Genomic DNA, 19832 nt, shown 5'->3' on the forward strand with positions numbered 1-19832 from the left:
TTTGGTCATCCCGGACGACCGTAGGGACACCCGGGATGATGCGGCGTTTTGAACAGGGCCGCAGGCTGGACAATTCACATGACCGACACCGCCTTCACTGAAGCCGCCCGAACCGTCCGCGACCACGGCGCGACGGCTGCGATCGATTGCGCGATCGTGCTCGGCACAGGGCTCGGCGGGCTCGCCGACCAGCTCGAGGATGCGATCCGCATTCCCTATGCCGCGATCCCCGGCTTTCCGGCGGGTGGCGTCTCAGGCCATGCGCGGCAGCTCTGCATTGGCCGGCTCGCGGACAAGACCGTGCTGATCTTCCAGGGCCGGGCGCATTTCTATGAGGGTGGCGACGCGGCCGTGATGCGGGTGCCGCTCGGCATGCTCCAGGCGCTCGGCTCGCCGCCGCTGATCCTGACCAATGCGGCCGGCTCGCTGAAGCCTGAGATGCCGCCCGGCAGCATGGCTGTCATCACCGACCACATCAATTTCAACGGCCCCAACCCCCTCGTCGGCGATGGCGGCGACGGCCGCTTCGTGCCGATGGTCGATGCCTATGATCCGGCGCTGCGGGCGGGTCTGGGGCGCGCCGCGACGGCCGAGGGGCTGTCTCTGGGCGAAGGCGTCTATATGTGGTTCTCCGGCCCTAGCTTCGAGACGCCGGCCGAGATCCGCATGGCGCAGGTGATGGGCGCCGATCTCGTGGGGATGTCGACCGTGCCCGAGGTGATCCTGGCACGGCGCTTCGAGATCAAGGTCGCGGCGCTGTCGGTCGTCACCAATATGGGCGCCGGCCTGCATGGCGGCGCGCCGCATCACGATGAAACCAAGGACGTCGCGAGCGCCGCCGCCATCGATCTCGCCCGGCTGCTGCGCTCCTTTGTGAGAGAGCTTTGAGCGCCATGTCCAATGCCTCCCTCGCCGCCCGCGCGCTGGCGCTGCTCGATCTGACGGAGCTGTCGGATACTGCCGACGCGGCCGGCCTCGCCGCGCTCTGCGCCAAGGCGGTCTCCACGCCTGGCCCGGTCGCCGCGATCTGCATCTGGCCGCGATTCGTGGCGCAGGCGCGGGCGATCCTCGGCAACAGTCCGGTCAGAATCGCGACGGTCGTGAATTTTCCACAGGGCGAAGCGACGGGCGCCGAAGTGCTGGCTGAGACGCAGGCCGCGCTCGCCGACGGCGCCGACGAGATCGATCTGGTCCTGCCCTGGCGCGCCTATCTGGCCGGCGACGAGGCGGGGGCCGAGGCCATGGTGCGCGCCGTGAGGCAGGCCTGCGAGGGCAAGGCGCTCAAGGTCATCCTCGAAACCGGCGAGTATCCCGATCTCGACGCCGTCCGAGGTGCCTCCGAACTCGCCATCGCGGCCGGGGCGGATTTCATCAAGACCTCGACCGGCAAGACGGCGCGCTCGGCAAGCCCGGAAGCAGTGCGGACCATGCTGGAGGTCATCGCGAAGGCGGATCGCCCGGTCGGGCTGAAGCCCTCGGGCGGCATTCGCACGCTCGCCGATGCGGCCGCCTATCTCGGGCTCGCCGACGCCATCAAGGGGCCGGGCTGGGCCAGGCCTGAGACCTTCCGTTTCGGCGCGAGCGGCTTGCATCAGGTGCTGGCCGATGTCATCGCCGGCGGAGCGGCGGGACAGGCGAGCGGACCCTATTGAGATGAAGCTGACGCAGGAAATCATCGCCGCCAAGCGCGACGGGGGCGAGCTGCCCGATGCCGACATCCGCCAGATCGTCGCCGGCATCGCCGACCACTCGGTCAGCGAGGGACAGGCGGCGGCCTTCGCCATGGCGGTGTTCTTCCGCGACATGACCGTGAAGGAGCGCGTCGCGCTGACGCTGTCGATGCGTGATTCCGGCACGGTGCTGAACTGGGACGATCTGCCCGGCCCGGCGCTCGACAAGCATTCCACCGGCGGCGTCGGCGACACGGTGAGCCTGCCGCTGGCGGCAGCGGTCGCGGCCTGCGGCGGTTACGTCCCGATGATCTCGGGACGGGGCTTAGGCCATACCGGCGGCACGCTCGACAAGCTCGATTCCGTGCCGGGATATGTCACGCAACCGGACAACGACCTGTTCCGCAAGGTCGTGCGGAGCGAGGGCTGCGCCATCATCGGCCAGACCGCCGATCTCGCGCCCGCCGACAAGCGGCTCTACGCGATCCGCGACGTCACCGCGACGGTCGAGACGATCCCGCTGATCACCGCCTCGATCCTGTCGAAGAAGCTGGCGGCGGGGCTGCACGGGCTCGCCATGGACGTGAAATACGGCTCGGGCGCCTTCCTGCCGGATTATGCCAAGGCGCGCGCGCTGGCCGATGCGCTGGTCGGCGTCGCTAATGGTGCCGGCCTGCCGACGACGGCGCTGATGACCGACATGGACGAGCCGCTGGCGAGCGCCGCCGGCAACGCGCTCGAAGTCGCCTACGCCGTCGACCACCTGACGGGGAAGCGGCGCGAGCCGCGCTTTCACGAGGTCACGGTGGCGCTGGCCGCCGAGATGCTGCTGCTCGGACGCCTCGCCGCCGATATCGACGAGGCGAGGGCGAAGATCGAAGCCGCCTTCGCCAGCGGGGCCGCAGCCGAACGTTTTGCCCGCATGATCGCGGCGCTCGGCGGACCGGCCGACCTGCTGGAGCGACCGGACAAGCATCTCGCCGCCGCTCCGATCGCGAGGCCTGTCTTCACCGCGTCCGCGGGCACGATCCAGTCCATCGACACCCGCGGCGTCGGCCAGGCCGTCGTCGCGCTCGGCGGCGGCCGGACGCGACCTCAGGACGCGATCGACCATGCCGTCGGCATCGTCGCACTCGCGGAACTGGGGGGCGCGGTCGGCCCCGACCGCCCGCTCGGCATCGTCCATGCCCGCGACGAGGCCGGCTTCGCCCGGGCGGAGGCGCGCTTGCGCGATGCCTATCGCGTGGGCGAGGGTATTCCACAGCGCGGTCGCCTGATCGCGGAACGCATCACGGAGAGTTCGCAACGATGAGCCTGCTTCTGGCAATGACCGGCTGGCATGTCGAGGATTGGCGCGCGCGCTTCAAGGCGTTGCTGCCGGATATGCCGATCGTGACGCTCGGAGAACCCTTCGACCGACGCTCGGTGCATTATGTCGCGAGCTGGAAGCATCCGGAGGGCAGTCTCGCCGGCCTGCCCAACCTCGCGGCGGTGTTTTCGCTCGGCGCCGGGGTCGATCACCTCTTCGCCGATACGCGCCTGCCCGACGTGCCGATCGCGCGCGTGGTCGATCCCGACCTGACGACGCGGATGAGCGAATACATCGTGCTGCACTGCCTGATGATCCTGCGCCAGCAGCGCCGCTACGATGCTCAGCAGCCGCAGAAGAGCTGGGACGACGACCGCAACCAGCCGGCGGCGCGCTCGGTGCGCGTCGGCGTGATGGGGCTGGGGGAACTCGGCCAGGACGCCGTCCACAAACTCAAGGTGATGGGCTTCGATGTTGCCGGCTGGAGCCGGTCGCCCAAGGCCATCGACGGCCTGGCGAGCTTTTCGGGCTCCGAGGGGATGGCGCCCTTCCTCGCCCGCACCGACATCCTGGTCAGCCTGCTGCCGCTGACTCCCGAGACGCGCGGCACGATCAACGCCACGCTGCTGGCCGGCCTCGCCCAGGATGGCCGGCTCGGCGGGCCGTTCCTGGTCAATGCCGGACGCGGCGGCCTTCAGGTCGAGGCCGATATCCTGGCGGCGCTCGACGCGGGAACGCTGAAGGGCGCGACGCTCGACGTGTTCGAGACTGAGCCGCTCCCGGCTGAGTCGCGGCTCTGGACCCATCCGGCCGTCACCGTGACACCGCACAACGCGGCGATGTCCGAACCGGAAGCGGTGGCGACGCTGATCTCGGCCCAGATCAGGCGGCTCGAAGCCGGTGAACCGCTGGAGCATGTCGTCGATCCCGCACGGGGGTATTGAACCGGGCCTGGGGTGAGCCGGGCCTGGCGTCATGGGGCCGTCACGGAACCGTCGTCGCGCTGAAGTCCGGCGCGGCCAATCGAGGGGGACCATCGTCCCCCCTCAAGCCCGGAGCGTCCCATGCGTCTTCCCCTGATCGCAGCCATGCTGCTGTCCTCCACCATCCTCGCCGGCGCGCAGGACGCGCAGAAGGAATTCCCGGCCAAGCTCGTCGGCCAGGCGATCCTGCCGGCCAACACCATGGTCGCCGCTCCCGCAGACGCCCCCGCCGACCTCAAGATCTCCGGCAAGTTCGTCACCCCGGGCAAGCGCGTCGAGGCGGTGGGCAGCGTGATGGGAACGTCCGGTGGCCGTCCGACCGGCCTGTCGACGCCCTTCCAGGGCCAGCCGGTTCAGGGCTTCTCCGGCATCCGCTCGCTGGGAAACAGCGAGTTCCTGGTGCTGACCGACAACGGCTTCGGCTCCAAGGCCAATTCGCCTGACGCGGCGCTGTTCTTCCACCGCCTCAAGGCGGATTTCGCGACCGGCGCGATCGAGCGGCTTTCCACCACCTTCCTGCACGACCCCGACAAGAAGGTGCCGTTCCGCATCGTCCATGAGGGCACCGAGAAGCGCTATCTGACCGGTGCCGATTTCGACCCGGAATCGATCCAGCCGATCGGCGGGAAATACTGGATCGGCGAGGAATTCGGCCCTTATCTCATCCGCGTCGATGCGACCGGCAAGGTCGAGGCCGTGTTCGAGACGATGGTCGACGGCAAGCCGGTGCGCTCGCCCGACCACTACGCCGTGACCACGCCGGGCGCGCCCGACGCTGCCCTGCCGGTGCCGTTCACCGCCCGCCGCTCCAAGGGCTATGAGGGCATGGCGCAGTCGCCGGACGGCCGCTTCCTCTACCCGCTGCTGGAAGGCCCGCTCTGGAACACCGAGACCAAGGCCAATGAGCAGGTCGACGGCAAGGACGCGCTGCGCATCCTCGAATTCGACGTCGCCGCCGAGAAGTGGACCGGCCGCTCCTGGTTCTTCCCGCTGGAGAACAAGGTCAACGCGATCGGCGACTTCAACATGATCGACGCAACCACAGCGCTCATCATCGAAAGAGACAACGGCGAAGGCACCGCCGACAAGGCCTGCGCCGCTGGCCAGCGCGGCCCGGACTGCTTCCACGACCTCGCCAAGTTCAAGCGCATCGTGAAGATCGAGATGACCGATGCCAATGTCGGCAAGTCGGTCCGCAAGATCGGCTATATCGACCTGATGAAGATCGCCGACCCCGACAAGAAGGCCCGCCAGGGTGCGATCGACGGCGTGCTGCCCTTCCCGTTCTTCACCATCGAGAACGTCGATGTCGTCGATCGCGCCAACGGCATCATCGTCGTCGGCAACGACAACAACCTGCCCTTCTCCTCCTCGCGCGACCCGAAGAAGGCCGACGACAACGAGTTGGTGCTGCTCTCGGTGAAGGACCTGCTCGACGCCAAGTGAGGCGTGGCAAAGCGCCGTCATTCTCGGGCGGTGCGAAGCGCAGACCCGAGAATATCAGGACCAGCGAACTGGTTTCCGAGATGCTCGGGTCAAGCCCGAGCATGACGGTTCCCTTCCCCTACCCCCGCAACGCTCCCGGCCCGGGCACCGCCCCGGCCGGGCATTTCCCCGAAATGATCATGCCCAGCACCTCGTCCTGAGTGACGTCGCTCGTCGCGGCCGTCCCCACGACGCGGCCGTTCTTCATCACGCTGACGCGGTCGGCGAGATCGAAAACGTCGTGGAGATCGTGGCTGATCAGGAAGATGCCGATGCCCTGGCGCTTCAGCTCAAGGATCAGCTCGGCGACCTGCTTCGTCTCGGCGGGGCCGAGAGCCGCCGTCGGCTCGTCCATGATCAGCACGCGGGCATTGAAATAGATCGCGCGCGCGATCGCCACCGACTGGCGCTGGCCGCCCGAAAGCGCCTTGACCGGCTCCTTGAAGCGGCGGAAATGCGGATTGAGCCGGCCCATCACCTTGCGGGTCTCGGCCTCCATGGTCGAATCGTCGAGCGTGCGCCAGGGCGTCAGCAGTTCGCGCCCGAGGAAGATATTGGCGGCGGCATCGACATTGTCGGCGAGCGCCAGCGTCTGGTAGATCGTCTCGATGCCATGGCGCTTGGCGTCGCGCGGGCTTGCGATCGAGACCGGCTCGCCATTGACGCGGATCTCCCCGGAATCGGCCCGGTAGGCACCCGACAGGATCTTGATCAGAGTCGATTTGCCGGCCCCGTTATGCCCGAGCAGGCCGACGACCTCGCCAGGATGAAGATCGACGCTGACCGCGTCGACCGCCTTGATGCCACCGAAGGCGATCGAGATGTCGCGCATCTCGACGAGGGGGCTGGTCATGTCCATTGGAGGGCTCCTCCGTTGTCATTCCGGGGCGGCGCGCAGCGGCGAACCCGGAAGCCACGACCGGGCGCGCGCAGTCGACGGGGCTGCATTCGAAGTCTCACCCCGTCGTGGGTTCCGGGATCTCGCTTCGCGAGCCCCGGAATGACAGCAGCATTTCCCGCGACCATCCCTCACCCCAGCCGCTTGCGGTAGAGACCGTCGAGCCAGACCGCGACCACCAGCACGAGGCCGACGACGATGTTCTGCAACGGCGTGTCGACGCCGATCAGCACCATGCCCGATTGCAGCGACTGCATCACCAGCGCGCCCAGCATCGCGCCGGCGATGGTGCCGACGCCGCCAGCCAGCGACGTGCCGCCGATGACGGCGGCTGCGATGACATAGAGCTCGTCGAGCGCGCCGGCGGAGTTCGTCGCCGCGTTCAGCCGCGCGGTGGCGATGCAGGCGGAAATGCCGACGAGCGCGCCCATCAGCCCGTACACCAGCATCACCACCTTGCGGGTGTTGACGCCGGACAACTGCGCCGCCTCAGGGTTGCCGCCGATGGCGAAGACATAGCGGCCGAAGCGCAGCCGCGTCGCCAGGAAGGTGATGGCGACGCCGACCGCCAGCGCCAGCAACACCGGCACGGCCAGGCCATGGCCGATCACGAGCCCGCCCTCGGGCCAGACCTGCCCGCGCGCCTCGGTCAGGCGGCGCGCGATGCCGGCCGGCAGCGCATAGGCGTTGGCGACCATGACGGTCGCGACGACGATGCCGCAGCCCAGCGCCGCGATGACGAGATCGGCCCAGAGCGGGCGCAGTGAGAAGCCGAAACGACGGCGCCGGCGGCGCGCGACCACGCTCCCCACGGCGATGATGGCGCAGATCACAAGGCCGATCGCCCAGGAGGCACTGGTGCCGATCGCACCCTCGATGCCGCCGCCGAGCGGGCGGAAGCGCGAATCCATCGGCGCGACGGTCTGGCCCTGCGTTACCCACCAAGCGGCGCCGCGCCAGACCAGAAGCCCGCCCAACGTGACGATGAAGGAGGGGATGGCGAGCCAGGCGATCAGCGCGCCCTGGAGCAGGCCGATGACGCCGCCGAGCGCAACCGCCGCAACCAGGCTGACGATCCAGGTCGCGGGGTGCTCGAAGCCCCAGAGTTCCGGCAGCAACCGGACCTGGATCAGCCCGACGACCATGCCGACGAAGCCAAGCATCGAGCCGACCGAGAGGTCGATGTTGCGGGTGACGATGACCAGCACCATGCCGCAGGCCATCACCGAGATGGAGGCCGACTGGACCAGCAGGTTCCAGAGGTTGCGCGGGGTCAGGAAGGCGCCGCCGGACAGCCCGTCGAAGCCGAGCCAGATCACCGCCAGCGCGGCAACCATGCCGATCATGCGCGGATCGAACTCGATCTCGCGCAGATGATCGGCAAGGCCCTTGCCGCTCACAGCCTCGCCACCCTGCGCCGACGTCGCCGGCGCGGGCGCCTCAGTCACAGGCCTTGACCTTGCCGGCCGCGACGCCCTGGCAGACGACCGATTTCGGCGCCCAGCCAGCATCGATGACAAGTTTGAGATTGTCCTGCGTCACCGGCACGGGCTTCAGGAACAAGGCCGTCATCGCCTGCTTGGCCGGGCCCTGATTCCAGCTTGCCGCACCGGCGACCTCGGTCAGCTTGGCGCCGCCGGCGAGCTTGATCGCGATCTCGGCGGCGGTGCGCCCGAGTTCGCGCGCATCCTTCCAGATCGTCACCGTCTGGGTGCCGAGCGCGATGCGGTTCAGCGCGGCGCGATCGGCGTCCTGCCCGGAGACAGGCACCGAGCCGGCAAGGCCCTGCGCCGCCATGGCGGCGATGGCGCCGCCGGCCGTGCCGTCATTGGCAGCGATGACGGCATCGACCTTGTTGGCATTGCGCGTCAGGATCTGTTCCATGTTCTTCTGGGCGTTGGCCGGCAGCCAGCCATCGGTCGAGGCCTCGCCGACATTCTTGATCTTGCCGCCATCGAGTGCCGCCTTCAGCACCTCGACCGAGCCCTGGTAGAGGAAGCCGGCATTGGGATCGGCCGACGAGCCCTTGATGAAGACGTAGTTGCCCTCCGGCTTCGCCTTGACGATCTCGCGCGCCATCATGCGGCCGACCTCGACGTTGTCGAAGGTCAGGTAGAAGGCCTGCGGAATCTCGATCAGCCGGTCATAGCCGACGACCGCGATGCCCTCGTCGACCGCTTTCTGGACGGCGGGCCGGATCGCCTGCGCATCCTGCGCCAGCACGATCAGCGCCTTGGCGCCGCGCGCGATCAGGCTCTCGACATCGGTGAGCTGCTTGGCCGGCGACGACTGCGCATCAGCGGAGAGATAGGTGCCGCCGACCTTCTCGATCGCGGCCTTGATCGCGGCCTCGTCGGTCTTCCAGCGCTCTTCCTGGAAGTTCGACCAGCTCACGCCGATGATCGGCCCCTTGGCCTGTGCCAGCACCGGCAACGAAACAGCCGATGCCGCCAAGGCGACGCCGGCGGCAAGCAATATCTGTCTGAACATGGCGATCTCCCGCATTTCCTTCCGACCTTGCGCTCTCTTTCGGGATCGCGTCGTCAGCGTCCGGAGCGCCTAGGGAGGGGAGGTGAGCCTATTGCGGGACGAGCGTCAAGCGACCCTTTTGTCGGGGGAGTCGCAGAGATCGTTGAGCAGGCAACGCTCGCATTCGGGCCTTAGCGCCTTGCAGGTATAGCGGCCGTGCAGGATCAGCCAGTGATGCGCGTGCCGGCCGAACTCGGCCGGCACCGCCTTTTCCAGCCCGAGCTCGACTTCGAGCACATTCTTGCCCGGCGCGATGCGCAGGCGGTTGGCGACGCGGAAGACATGGGTGTCGACGGCGTGGGTGATCTCGCCAAAGGCGATGTTGAGCACGACATTGGCGGTCTTGCGGCCGACGCCGGGCAGGCTTTCGAGCTCAGCCCGCGTCGTCGGCACCTGCCCGTCGAATTCCGCAATCAGCTTTTCGCAGAGCGCGATGACGTTCCTGGCCTTGGTGCGGAACAGGCCGATGGTGCGGATGTGATCGCGCACCACATCCTCGCCGAGCGCCAGCATCTTCTGCGGCGTGTCGGCGATCTCAAAGAGCTTGCGCGTCGCCTTGTTGACGCCGACATCCGTCGCCTGCGCCGAGAGCACGACCGCGACCAGCAGGGTGAAGGGGTTGACGTAGTCGAGCTCGCCCTTGGGCTCGGGGTTTGCCGTGCGAAAGCGCGTGAAGATCTCGCGGACCCCGGCGGCGCTGCGGGCGCGCGGCTTCGTGATCCGCGCTTTTGGCAGGACGCGGCTCGTGCGGCTGTTCTCTTGGGTCATCGCGGCGTTATAGTGGGCGCATGGACCTCGGCAAGCGCGATTCAGGGATGCGCGGCGACGATGCCTCGGCGGCCGCCGAGCGCCCCGTCTTCGACGCCACGATCACGCCGCATCGCTCGCTCGGCCAGAACGGCTTCCGCCTGGTGATGACGCTGGTCTGCCTCGCCAGCATCGTCTCCTCGATCCCCTTCGTCGTGCTCGGCGCCTGGCCTGTCGCCGGCTTCTTCGGCCTCGACGTGATCGCGCTGTTCATCGCCTTCCATGTCAATTTCCGACATGCCCGCGCTTTCGAGCGCATCGTCGTGACGCCGCTCGAGGTGCTGCTGCGCAAGGTCTCGCATCATGGCAACGAGGCGGTCTGGCGCTCCAACCCGGCCTGGACCAAGCTGGAGCGCCAGAACGACGAGGATTACGGGCTGCTGCGGCTCAGCCTCGTCTCGCGCGGGAAGAGCGTGGCGGTCGCTGCCGCGCTCTCGCCCCATGAGCGCGAGAGCTTTGCCGATGCCCTCGGTGCGGCGCTGGCAAGCGCGCGGCGGGGGCCGGATTTCGGGGCGGTTTAAGCGTCAGGGCTTGGCGTCGAGGAACGCCCGGACGAGCTTGATCGTCGCGGCCGGGTTTTCCTCCATGATCCAGTGGCCGGAATCCGGCACGATCGCACCCTGCACATCGCTGGCGGCGAACTTCATCACCTCGGCCATGGTCAGCCCGAAGGATTTCTCGCCGCCCAAAGCCAGCACCGGCATGGTCAGCTTGCCCGCCGCAACGAAGGCCCTGTTGTCGGTCGCGTCCTGGTCGAAGGCGGCAAATTGGGCGAAGCCGGCATGCATCGCGCCCGGCTTGGCGTAGAGCGCCGCATAGTGCTTCCGCGAGGCTTCGGTGAAGCGGCTGGGCGTCGCGGAGAACTCGTTCCAGAAGCGGTCGAGATAGATGCGTTCGCGGCCGGCGACGAGGCGTTCCATGTCGGGGCCGCCGAGGCGGAAATGCCAGAGCAGCGGATTCTTGAGGATTTCCTCCCACGGCCCGACGCCCGGCAGTGGCGCATCGATCAGGACGAATTTCGTGACGCGGTCGCGATTTTGGGCGGCAAAAGCATAGCCGACCATGTTGCCGATGTCGTGCGTGACGAGATCGACCTTGCCGATCTTCAACGCGTCGAGAACCCCGGCGACATCGGCGCCTTGCGTTTTCTTGTCGTAGCCGCCCGGCGCCCTGGAGGAGAGCCCCATGCCGCGCAAATCGGGCACGACGACCGTGTGATCGCGGGCAAGATCGGCCGCCATCGCGCCCCACATGTCGCCGGTCTCGCCATAGCCATGCAGGAGGACCACGGCCGGACCCTTGCCGCCGATGCGGACGTGGATGGTCGTGCCGTTGGCTTTGATCTCCTGCGTCTTGAAGCTCGGCGGGAATGCAACGAGCTGCGCCGCTGCGGGCACAACCAGAGCGGCAAGACTGATCGCGGCGGCCAGAAATCGAAGCATGGTCCTATCCCCTCAATGCAGCCGACGGATTATCGGCCAACCACCAGAATGGGCTTGCAATGGCGTCAGTCACAGCCGTCTAATGGCGAAATTGGCTTCCGGAATTACCGAACAATGCTCAAGCTGGACGGTGTCGCAGCCTTCATCGCAGTCGCCGAGGCGGGTTCGATCGCCGCCGCGGGACGGCGCATGGGCCTGGCTAAATCGGTCGTCAGCGAGCGCCTCGCCGAACTCGAACGCAGCCTGGGCGCGCGGGCGCAACCTGTTGCGCGACGCCGAGGAGGCGATCGGCGAAATGGCCGAGCGGCGGGGCGCGCTGGCTGGACCTTTGCGGCTCTCCGCCCCGGTGAGCTTCGGCATCCTGCATCTGGGGCCGGCGCTCTATCCGTTCCTTGCCGCCCATCCCGAGATCGCGCTGAACCTCGAACTCGATGACCGTTTCGTCGATGCCGGCGCCGACGGGTTCGACGCCGTGATCCGGCACGGCAAGGTCCACGACACCCGTCTCGTTGTGCGCCATCTCGCGAGCAGCCGCCGAGTCCTCACAGCCTCGCCAGCCTACCTCGAACGCCATGGCCTGCCGGCCTCGGTCTCCGAACTCGGCCGGCATCGCGCCATCCTCTATTCCAACCGCGACACCGACTGGCGCTTCGAGGGCCCCGACGGCATCGCCATCGCGCGTCCGACCGCCGCGGTGCGCGTCAACAACGGCCTGGTGATGCGGGACGCTGCGCTGGCTGGTGCCGGCATCACGTTGCTGCCGACCTTCATGATCCATCAGGAACTCGCGCGCGGAGCGCTTCGCGTCGTCGATATCGGGCTTGAGGCCGAGGGCGCCGAGGTTCATCTCGCCTATCCGAGCCAGCGCGGCCCATCGGCGAAGATCGCGGCGCTGACCGAGCATCTGCGCCGGCATTTCGGCACGCCCCCCTATTGGGAGCAGGACGTCTAGGGGGCTACGACGCGCCACATCGAACGACAAGGTTGCCAGCTTTCGGGTGGGATCGGTTTCACCCAGAGCCTAGTTTCGCCTCATGATCGATGATGCGAAGGTGACGGCCATGACCGCTCATATCCCAAAACTCGGCGTGATGACGCCGACGCGCTTTTCCGATGCCGTGCTGGCGCGCGCCACGGACGCCATGCCGCCGGAGGCGGATTTTCCGTCCGTCGCGCCGGGCTCCGATTACGACACCGTGCGGCGCATCCTCGCCTATATTACCCAGAACTGGCGCGCGCAGCCGACGATCGAGGCGATCGCGGAGGCGGCCGGGGCGACGCCGACCGATGTCCACCACCTGTTCCGGCGCTGGTGCGGGCTGACCCCCAAGGCCTTCCTGCAGGCGATCACGCTCGACCATGCCAAGGGCCTGCTCGGCGCTTCCGCCAGCGTGCTCGATACCGCGCTTGAAGTCGGGCTGTCGGGGCCGGGGCGACTGCACGATCTCTTCGTGACCCATGAGGCGATGTCGCCCGGCGAATGGAAGGCCGGCGGCGGTGGGCTCGCCTTGTCCTATGGCTTCCACGCCTCCCCCTTCGGCGAGGCGCTGGTCGTCGCGACGCCGCGCGGTCTGGCCGGGCTCGGCTGGGTGTCCGACGCAGTCGATGGCGGCAAGGTCGTGGGCGGACGAGCGGAGGCGCTGGCCGACATGATCAGGCGCTGGCCCCATGCCGATTACCGCTTCGACCCGCAGGCGACCGCGCCCTACGCGGCCCGCATCTTCGATCCGAAGGCCTGGGCGGCCGAGAGGCCGCTGCGCGTGGTGCTGATCGGCACGGATTTCGAGGTCCGGGTTTGGGAGACTCTGCTGCGCATCCCGGTCGGGCGCGCCACGACCTATGGCGACGTAGCCTGCCATATCGGCAAGCCGACGGCCTCGCGCGCCGTCGGCATGGCGGTGGGCAAGAACCCGATTTCCTTCGTCGTGCCTTGCCACCGCGTCATCGGCAAATCAGGCGCGCTGACCGGCTACCATTGGGGCCTGACGCGCAAGCGCGCCATTCTCGGCTGGGAGGCCGGGCAGACGGCGGCCTGAGAGGCCGGCGTCGATCAGCGTCGGGTCAGCCCCTGATGATCTCGGCGAAGCGCTCCGGCAGGGTGAAGCCATGGCGCAGCGGATCGTCCGCCTCGATCACGAAAGTGCCCTCTCCGGCGAAATGGCCGGCGCCGCCGACGGCGACGGTGACGGCACCGGGCGCGGGGCCTTCGACCTCTTGCAAGACGCGGCCGGTGAACGTCCCGCCTGTGATGCTGCGGAAACGCCGGGTCTGCCCGGCCGCGAGCAGCCCCTTGGCATGGTCCAGCGCCATGCGCGCGGTGACGCCGGAGCCGGTCGGCGAGCGGTCGATCTGCGCTTCCGCGAAGATGCAGAGATTGAAGCTGTCCTCGTCGGGCTTAGCCTCGTCGGTGACGATCGTGCCATAGAGGAAGCCGAGATCGGGCTCGGTCGGATGGGTGACGGCGAGCGTCGCGCGGACTTTGTCTGTGAGCGCGGCTGCCGCATCGGTCAGCGCCGCGACGGGCGTCTCGAACAGGTCGAGTCCGAAGCGCGAGGCCGGCAGGATGCAGTAGAAGGCGCCGCCATAGGCGATGTCGGTGGTGACCGGCCCGAAGCCCGGCACCTCGACGACGAGATCCCGCGCAAAGACGAAGGCCGGGACGCTTTCGAAGACGACGCTTTCGACCTTGCCGTCGCGCACCCCACATTCCAGCCGCAGCAGGCCGCAAGGCGCCTCGATGGCAAAGCGCGTCACCGGTTCGACCGCGGGCACCAGCCCATGCTCGATCGCGTAACGGCCAAGCGCGATGGTCGCGTGGCCGCACATGGTCGAATAGCCCTCGTTATGGGTGAAGAGCACCCCGAAGGCGGCCTCCGGATGCGAGGGCGCGACCGGGATCACGCCATACATGCCGGCATGGCCGCGTGGCTCCAGCATCATCGCCCGGCGCAGGTGGTCGTGGTTCTCGCGCGCGTCGCGGCGCTTTTCGAGAATCGTCGCGCCCTTGAGCACGGGATAGCCCGAGGTGACGATGCGAACCGGCTCGCCGCAGGTGTGATAGTCGAGATAGCTCAAACGCATCGCGCGGTTCCGATGTCAGGTGGCGTTGCGTCGCGGCGGATCGCAGCCGGGTCTGGTGCAGGCGTCGGCAGCGACGGCACAGGCGAAGGCCAGCGCGGATTGGAGATCGCCGCGCGTGACGTCGGCGAAACCGACCCCAAGCCTGCCCCGCGCCGCCAGCACGGCGAGAAAGCCGCCGATGAAGGTGTCGCCCGCACCGACCGTGTCGGCGACGATCACGGATGGCGCGGAGGCTGTCGGCGGCGTCTCCGGGCCGTAGCAGATTGCGCCGTCCGGCCCTTGCGTGACCAGCACGAGACGTGCGCCCAGACCCTGCCAGCGTCGGGCGACATCCTCGGCCCGCTCGCCGGGATGGAGCCAGGCGAGGTCGTCGAGGCTCGCCTTGACGATATCGGATTGAGAGATGCGCGCCTCGATCAAGGGGAGCGCCCGGCTGCGCTCCGGCAGCACGGAGGCGCGGATGTTGACGTCGTAGCTGACGGTCGCGCCCGCGTGACGGGCGCTGGCGGCGAGATCGCCCGCGGCTTCGCCGGACGGACCGATCGTTGCGCCGAAGGAGGCGGCGTGGAGATGTACCGCGCCAGGCGGCATCAGGCGTGGCGTGCCTTCAGGCTCGGCATGGGCCGTGCCCTCGAGATGCAGGCCAAATTCCGGCACGCCACCCGGACCGAGCGGCGAGACGATGGCAACGGCCGTCGGCAGGGCGCTGTCCCGGACCAGCCCCGTGCCGATGCCTTCGGCCAGGAGCGCGGCGCGGAAGCGGCGGCCGAGCGCGTCGGTCGAGAGCGCGCCGGCATAGACGGGCTTCGCGCCGAAGCGGGCGAGCGCCAGGGCCGCGTTGAAGCCGGAGCCGCCAAGGACGGCCTCGTAGTGCCGGCCGTCCGGATCGCGCGGGATGAAGTCGCCAATCGCCTCGCCGACGACGAGGATCGCGTGGCACAGGTCGCGGGCGCTCATCGGCGCTGGAGGTGCTCAGCCCTCCCCCCGCTTGCGGTGGGGAGGGTTGGGTGGGGGGCAGTGCCGCTCGGCGAGACGATGTGACGTCGTGCTCTGGCTTTGCGGGCCCCCCCCCCCAGCCCCTCCCCCCCCCAAGCGGGGGGGAGGGGCTTGAGGCGGCCACTCACAGCAGCCCGCGCTTCGCCAGGCTGCGCATCAGATGCGAGGCGCCGAAGGTCCAGGGCTCGCATTCGTCGCTGCGGCGCATGCGGTTGACCAGGGCGCCGAGCTCGGGCGCGGCGATGGTGACGATGTCGCCGTATTTATGAGTGAAGCCGCCGCCTGGCGTATCGCGATCCTTGATCGGCGCGAACATGGTGCCGAGATAGAGCGCCGCACCGTCCGGGTACTGGTGGTTGGGGCCGATCATCTGGCCCGCGAGATCGGCCGGGTCGCGGCTGATCTTCGCGATCGAGGATGAGCCTTCGAGCGTGAAGCCATCCTCGCCCACGACCGTCAGGCTCACCGTGGTGTTTCTGATATGGTCGAGCGTGAAGGCTTGATCGAACAGGCGGATGAAGGGTCCGACCGTCGCGGCGCCGTTGTTGTCCTTGGCCTTGCCGAGCAGCAGCGCCGAGCGGCCCTCGACATCGCGCAGATTGACGTCGTTGCCCAGCGTGGCGCCGACGATGCGGCCGTCCGAGGCCACGATCAGCACGACCTCCGGCTCGGGGTTGTTCCAGGTCGAGATCGGATGCAGGCCGGCGTCGAAGCCGGTGCCGACCGACGACATCGGCTGGGCCTTGGTGAAAATCTCCGCGTCAGGCCCGATGCCGACCTCGAGATACTGGCTCCAGGCGCCCTGCTTGATCAGCACATCCTTGAGCTGCATCGCCTCGGGCGAACCGGGCTTCAGCTTCGAGAGATCGTCGCCGATCAGCTTTTCGATCTCCGCGCGGATGGCGACCGCCGCTTCGGGATTGCCGCGCGCCTTCTCCTCGATGACGCGCTCCAGCATCGAGATCGCGAAGGTGACGCCGGCCGCCTTCACCGCCTGGAGGTCGAGTGGCGAGAGCAGCCAGGGTTTGCCCGAATCGCGCCCATCGACCGGCGTGTTCGCGAGAATGTCGGCAAGCGTCCCGATCGGTTCACCGGCCGCAACCCGCAGCGCCGCGGCCGGATCTTTCGCCTCGCAAAGGTCGCGGCTCGTCGGGAAAGCGCGGGTGACGTCGACCAGCGCATCGCCGCGCAGGGTGACGATGGCCGGGCCGTTCACATCGGGGCGCCAGACGCGGCCGAGCAGGGTTGCGTCAGTGGCATCCTTCGGCAGAGTCTGGTCTGGCGTCAGCGAAAAGCGCGGCATGGCAAAGGATCCGTCGAGCGACTGAGGTGGGCGGGGAGAACAGCCGCTTCCGGCCCAATACGCAAGACCCTCCCGCGTGCGGATAGGCGGCGGAGGGACGGGTTGCGTTCGTCATCATTTTGTCATTGAAACGTCGCCCTCCCTTCATGCTAGCTTGCGCACCAACAAGAACAGCCGCCCAAAGCGAACCGAGGGCGGAAGGGAGATAATGATGACAGTGAAATCTCGCATTCTGATGTCCGTCGCGGCTTTCGCGCTGGCCGGTGCCGCGCCGGCCGTGGCCCAGACCGAAATCCAGTGGTGGCATGCGCTGACCGGCGCCAACAACGACGTCGTCGTCAAGCTGGCGGAGGATTTCAACGCCTCGCAGAAGGACTACAAGGTCGTTCCCGCCTATAAGGGCTCCTATCCCGACACGCTGAACGCCGGTATTGCGGCCTTCCGGGCCGGTACCGCGCCGCATATCCTGCAGGTCTTCGAGGTCGGCACCGGCACGATGATGTCGGCCAAGGGCGCGATCAAGCCGGTTCATGAGATGATGAAGGATGCCGGCGAGGCCTTCGACCCGAAGGCCTATCTGCCGGCCATCACCGGCTACTACTCGACGGCGAAGGGCGACATGCTCTCGATGCCGTTCAACTCCTCCTCGATGGTGATGTGGTACAACAAGGATGCCTTCAAGAAGGCCGGCCTGAACCCCGAGGCGCCGCCCAAGACCTGGCCCGAGGTCTTCGAGGCCGCCAAGAAGCTGAAGGCGTCCGGCTTCGACAAATGCGGCTTCTCGAATGCCTGGGCGACCTGGGCGAACATCGAGCAGTTCGGCGCCTGGCACAATGTCTCGCTCTCGACCAAGGCCAATGGCCTCGACGGCTTCGACGCGGTCCTGAACTTCAACAGCCCGGCGTTCCTGAAGCACTGGACCAATCTGGTCGATCTGCAGAAGCAGGGCGTCTATAGCTATTCCGGCCGCACCAACAACGGCGAAGGCCGCTTCACCTCCGGCGAATGCCCGATTTTCCTGACCTCGTCGGGCTTCTTCGGCAACGTCAAGGCGAACGCCAAGTTCGACTGGGGCAATGCCCCGATGCCGTATTATCCGGACGTGCAAGGCGCACCGCAGAACTCGATCATCGGCGGCGCCTCGCTGTGGGTGATGGGCGGTAAGAAGCCCGACGAATACAAGGGCGTCGCCAAGTTCTTCACCTTCCTGTCGAATGTCGACCGTCAGGTGAAGCTGCACACCGAGTCCGGCTATCTGCCGATCACCAAGGCCGCCTACGAGAAGGTCAAGGCCTCGGGGTTCTACAAGGACAAGCCCTATCTCGAGACGCCGATCCTCGAGCTGAACAACAAGGAGCCGACCGAGAACTCGCGCGGCCTGCGCTTCGGCAGCCTCGTTCAGATTCGTGACATCTGGTCGGAAGAGCTGGAAGCGGCGCTGAACGGGCAGAAGACGCCCAAGGCGGCGCTGGATGCGGCTGTCGACCGCGGCAACCAGATGCTGCGCCAGTTCGAGCGGACCGCCTCGCGCTGATCGTCCTCGTGACATACGCGCCGCCGTCCCGGCCCGCCGGGGCGGCGGCGTCTTTCGGATAAGCCATGCAGAAGAATGCCTATTTCACCGGCCTGACCGTCCCGCTGCTGCTGCTCCTGCCGCAGCTGGCGATCACCGTCCTGTTCTTCTACTGGCCGGCGAGCCAGGCCGTCTGGCAGTCCTTCCTGCTGCAGGATGCCTTCGGCACCTCGACCGAATTCGTCTGGTTCGAGAACTACCAGACGCTGTTTTCCGATCCCGGCTATCTCAAGGCCTTCATCAACACCGCGATCTTCTCGAGCTTCGTCTGCGTGCTCTCGCTTTCCATCGCCCTGCTCTTCGCGGTGATGGCGGACCGGCAGATCCGGGGCGCGGAGGTCTACAAGACCTTGCTGATCTGGCCCTATGCCGTCGCGCCCGCCGTGGCCGGCGTGCTCTGGCTGTTCATGTTCGATCCATCGCTGGGCATGCTGGCGCGCGGGCTGTCCAATATGGGCATCGCCTGGAATCCCCGGCTCAACGGCAATGACGCGATGCTGCTCGTCATCCTGGCGGCGACCTGGAAGCAGATCTCCTACAATTTCCTGTTCTTCCTCGCGGGCCTGCAATCGATTCCGAAAAGCGTGATCGAGGCGGCCGTAATCGACGGGGCGCGGCCGATGCGGCGCTTCTGGACGATCATCTTCCCGCTGCTGTCGCCGACGACCTTCTTCCTGCTCGTCGTCAACATCGTCTACGTCTTCTTCGACACCTTCGGCATCATCGACACGATCACCGGCGGCGGCCCCTCGGGCGCGACCGAGACGCTGGTCTACAAGGTCTTTTCCGACGGCAAGGGCGGCTCGAACCTCGGCGGCTCGGCGGCGCAGTCGGTCGTGCTGCTGGTCATGGTCATCGGCATGACAGCGGTGCAGTTCAAATTCATCGAGCGCAAGGTGAACTACTGATGGTCGAGGACCGCCGCCTCGGCGATTTCATCGCCTATGTCATCCTGTCGATCGGGGTGCTGATCGTCGCCTTCCCGGTCTGGCTGACCTTCGTCGCCTCGACCTGGGATGCCGCGACCATCATCAACGGCCAGCTGCCGCTCTATCCCGGCCCGTATTTCCTGGAGAACTACAACCGCATCCTGTTCATCGGCACGTCGGGCACGACGCGCGAGCCGGTGCTGGGCTTGATGCTGAACTCCTTCATCATGGCGATGGCGATCGCGCTCGGGAAAATCTTCATCTCGGTGCTCTCGGCCTACGCCGTGGTCTATTACCGTTTCCCGTTCCGCATGGCCGCGTTCTGGATCATCTTCGTCACGCTGATGCTGCCCGTGGAGGTCCGCATCTTCCCGACCTTCAAGGTCGTCTCCGACCTCAACATGCTCGACACCTATCAGGGCCTGGCCGTGCCGCTGATCGCCTCGGCCACCGGCACGCTGCTGTTCCGGCAGTTCTTCATGACGATCCCCGACGAGCTGCTGGAGGCGTCGCGGATCGACGGTGCCGGTCCGTTCCGCTTCTTCAAGGATACGGTCGTGCCGCTCTCGATCACCACCATCGCGGCCCTGTTCGTGATCCAGTTCATCTATGGCTGGAACCAGTATCTCTGGCCGCTGCTGGTGACGACCAAGGACTCGATGCAGACCATCGTCATCGCGATCAAGAAGATGATCGTCACCTCCGACGCGCTCACCGAATGGCAGCTCGCCATGGCCACCGCCATGCTGGCGATGCTGCCGCCCGTGCTCGTCGTCATCCTGATGCAGAGGCTCTTCGTGAAGGGCCTGGTGGAGACGGAGAAATAG

General features: G+C 67.3%; 18 protein-coding genes and 1 pseudogene. 11 read left to right on the plus strand and 8 right to left on the minus strand.

Annotated elements, in window-relative coordinates; all coding sequences use genetic code 11:
- Positions 1-78 precede the first annotated feature (78 nt).
- The 5 genes from AE618_RS17420 (at position 79) to AE618_RS17440 (ending at position 5408) form a co-directional block, all read left to right on the plus strand.
- Complete coding sequence (locus AE618_RS17420) at positions 79-888, plus strand: purine-nucleoside phosphorylase (protein ID WP_054210319.1); 810 nt, start codon at positions 79-81, stop codon at positions 886-888.
- 5 nt (positions 889-893) lie between these two features.
- Complete coding sequence (gene deoC / locus AE618_RS17425) at positions 894-1652, plus strand: deoxyribose-phosphate aldolase (RefSeq protein ID WP_054210320.1); 759 nt, start codon at positions 894-896, stop codon at positions 1650-1652.
- Between the two features lies 1 nt (position 1653).
- Positions 1654-2982 carry a thymidine phosphorylase gene (gene deoA / locus AE618_RS17430; protein WP_054210321.1) on the plus strand — a complete coding sequence of 443 codons (1329 nt, stop codon included), beginning with the start codon at positions 1654-1656 and terminating at the stop codon, positions 2980-2982.
- On the plus strand, positions 2979-3923 hold the full coding sequence (locus tag AE618_RS17435) for a 2-hydroxyacid dehydrogenase (protein ID WP_054210322.1): 945 nt from the start codon (positions 2979-2981) through the stop codon (positions 3921-3923). Before deoA ends, AE618_RS17435 begins: the two co-directional genes overlap by 4 nt.
- Before the next feature lie 120 nt (positions 3924-4043).
- On the plus strand, positions 4044-5408 hold the full coding sequence (locus tag AE618_RS17440) for an esterase-like activity of phytase family protein (RefSeq protein WP_054210323.1): 1365 nt from the start codon (positions 4044-4046) through the stop codon (positions 5406-5408).
- Positions 5409-5526: 118 nt separating this feature from the next.
- On the opposite strand, the gene AE618_RS17445 is transcribed toward AE618_RS17440, so the two are convergent.
- The 4 genes from AE618_RS17445 to nth form a co-directional block, all read right to left on the minus strand.
- Positions 5527-6306 (minus strand): ATP-binding cassette domain-containing protein, encoded by a 780-nt coding sequence (locus AE618_RS17445; RefSeq protein WP_054210324.1) that lies wholly within the window; start codon positions 6304-6306, stop codon positions 5527-5529.
- A gap of 170 nt (positions 6307-6476) precedes the next feature.
- Entirely contained in the window at positions 6477-7745 is a 1269-nt protein-coding gene (locus tag AE618_RS17450; protein WP_432704512.1) for a sugar ABC transporter permease, read from the minus strand.
- Between the two features lie 40 nt (positions 7746-7785).
- Positions 7786-8835, minus strand: coding sequence for a D-xylose ABC transporter substrate-binding protein (xylF, locus tag AE618_RS17455; RefSeq protein WP_054210503.1), 1050 nt, complete (start codon positions 8833-8835; stop codon positions 7786-7788).
- A gap of 105 nt (positions 8836-8940) precedes the next feature.
- Positions 8941-9642, minus strand: coding sequence for an endonuclease III (gene nth, locus AE618_RS17460; protein ID WP_054210326.1), 702 nt, complete (start codon positions 9640-9642; stop codon positions 8941-8943).
- Between the two features lie 47 nt (positions 9643-9689).
- Between nth and AE618_RS17465 the strand changes: the two genes are divergently transcribed.
- Entirely contained in the window at positions 9690-10202 is a 513-nt protein-coding gene (locus AE618_RS17465) for a DUF2244 domain-containing protein (RefSeq protein ID WP_054210504.1), read from the plus strand.
- A gap of 3 nt (positions 10203-10205) precedes the next feature.
- On the opposite strand, the gene AE618_RS17470 is transcribed toward AE618_RS17465, so the two are convergent.
- Positions 10206-11123 carry an alpha/beta fold hydrolase gene (locus tag AE618_RS17470; RefSeq protein ID WP_054210327.1) on the minus strand — a complete coding sequence of 306 codons (918 nt, stop codon included), beginning with the start codon at positions 11121-11123 and terminating at the stop codon, positions 10206-10208.
- 114 nt (positions 11124-11237) lie between these two features.
- Here AE618_RS17470 and AE618_RS17475 point away from each other — a divergent pair.
- Together AE618_RS17475 and AE618_RS17480 are read left to right on the plus strand one after the other, a co-directional pair.
- A pseudogene (locus tag AE618_RS17475) lies at positions 11238-12075 on the plus strand (LysR family transcriptional regulator).
- Positions 12076-12265: 190 nt separating this feature from the next.
- Positions 12266-13159 (plus strand): methylated-DNA--[protein]-cysteine S-methyltransferase, encoded by an 894-nt coding sequence (locus AE618_RS17480; RefSeq protein WP_054210505.1) that lies wholly within the window; start codon positions 12266-12268, stop codon positions 13157-13159.
- A 25-nt stretch (positions 13160-13184) separates the two neighbouring features.
- Here the strand turns inward: AE618_RS17480 and AE618_RS17485 are convergent, their stop codons facing one another.
- From AE618_RS17485 to AE618_RS17495, 3 genes are all read right to left on the minus strand, one after another.
- Positions 13185-14204 carry a proline racemase family protein gene (locus AE618_RS17485; RefSeq protein WP_054210328.1) on the minus strand — a complete coding sequence of 340 codons (1020 nt, stop codon included), beginning with the start codon at positions 14202-14204 and terminating at the stop codon, positions 13185-13187.
- A 15-nt stretch (positions 14205-14219) separates the two neighbouring features.
- Positions 14220-15161: a PfkB family carbohydrate kinase gene (locus AE618_RS17490; protein ID WP_054210329.1), complete on the minus strand. Its 942-nt coding sequence runs from the start codon at positions 15159-15161 to the stop codon at positions 14220-14222.
- A gap of 163 nt (positions 15162-15324) precedes the next feature.
- Positions 15325-16503: a fumarylacetoacetate hydrolase family protein gene (locus AE618_RS17495; RefSeq protein ID WP_054210330.1), complete on the minus strand. Its 1179-nt coding sequence runs from the start codon at positions 16501-16503 to the stop codon at positions 15325-15327.
- 235 nt (positions 16504-16738) lie between these two features.
- Here AE618_RS17495 and ugpB point away from each other — a divergent pair, with 235 nt between their 5' ends.
- From ugpB to ugpE, 3 genes are all read left to right on the plus strand, one after another.
- Positions 16739-18037: a sn-glycerol-3-phosphate ABC transporter substrate-binding protein UgpB gene (ugpB, locus tag AE618_RS17500; protein WP_432704513.1), complete on the plus strand. Its 1299-nt coding sequence runs from the start codon at positions 16739-16741 to the stop codon at positions 18035-18037.
- A 65-nt stretch (positions 18038-18102) separates the two neighbouring features.
- Positions 18103-18984, plus strand: coding sequence for a sn-glycerol-3-phosphate ABC transporter permease UgpA (ugpA, locus tag AE618_RS17505; RefSeq protein ID WP_054210331.1), 882 nt, complete (start codon positions 18103-18105; stop codon positions 18982-18984).
- Complete coding sequence (ugpE, locus tag AE618_RS17510) at positions 18984-19832, plus strand: sn-glycerol-3-phosphate ABC transporter permease UgpE (RefSeq protein ID WP_054210332.1); 849 nt, start codon at positions 18984-18986, stop codon at positions 19830-19832. Before ugpA ends, ugpE begins: the two co-directional genes overlap by 1 nt.

The sequence above is a fragment of the Allobosea vaviloviae genome, assembly GCF_001298265.1.
In the GTDB taxonomy this organism is placed as follows: domain Bacteria; phylum Pseudomonadota; class Alphaproteobacteria; order Rhizobiales; family Beijerinckiaceae; genus Allobosea; species Allobosea vaviloviae_B.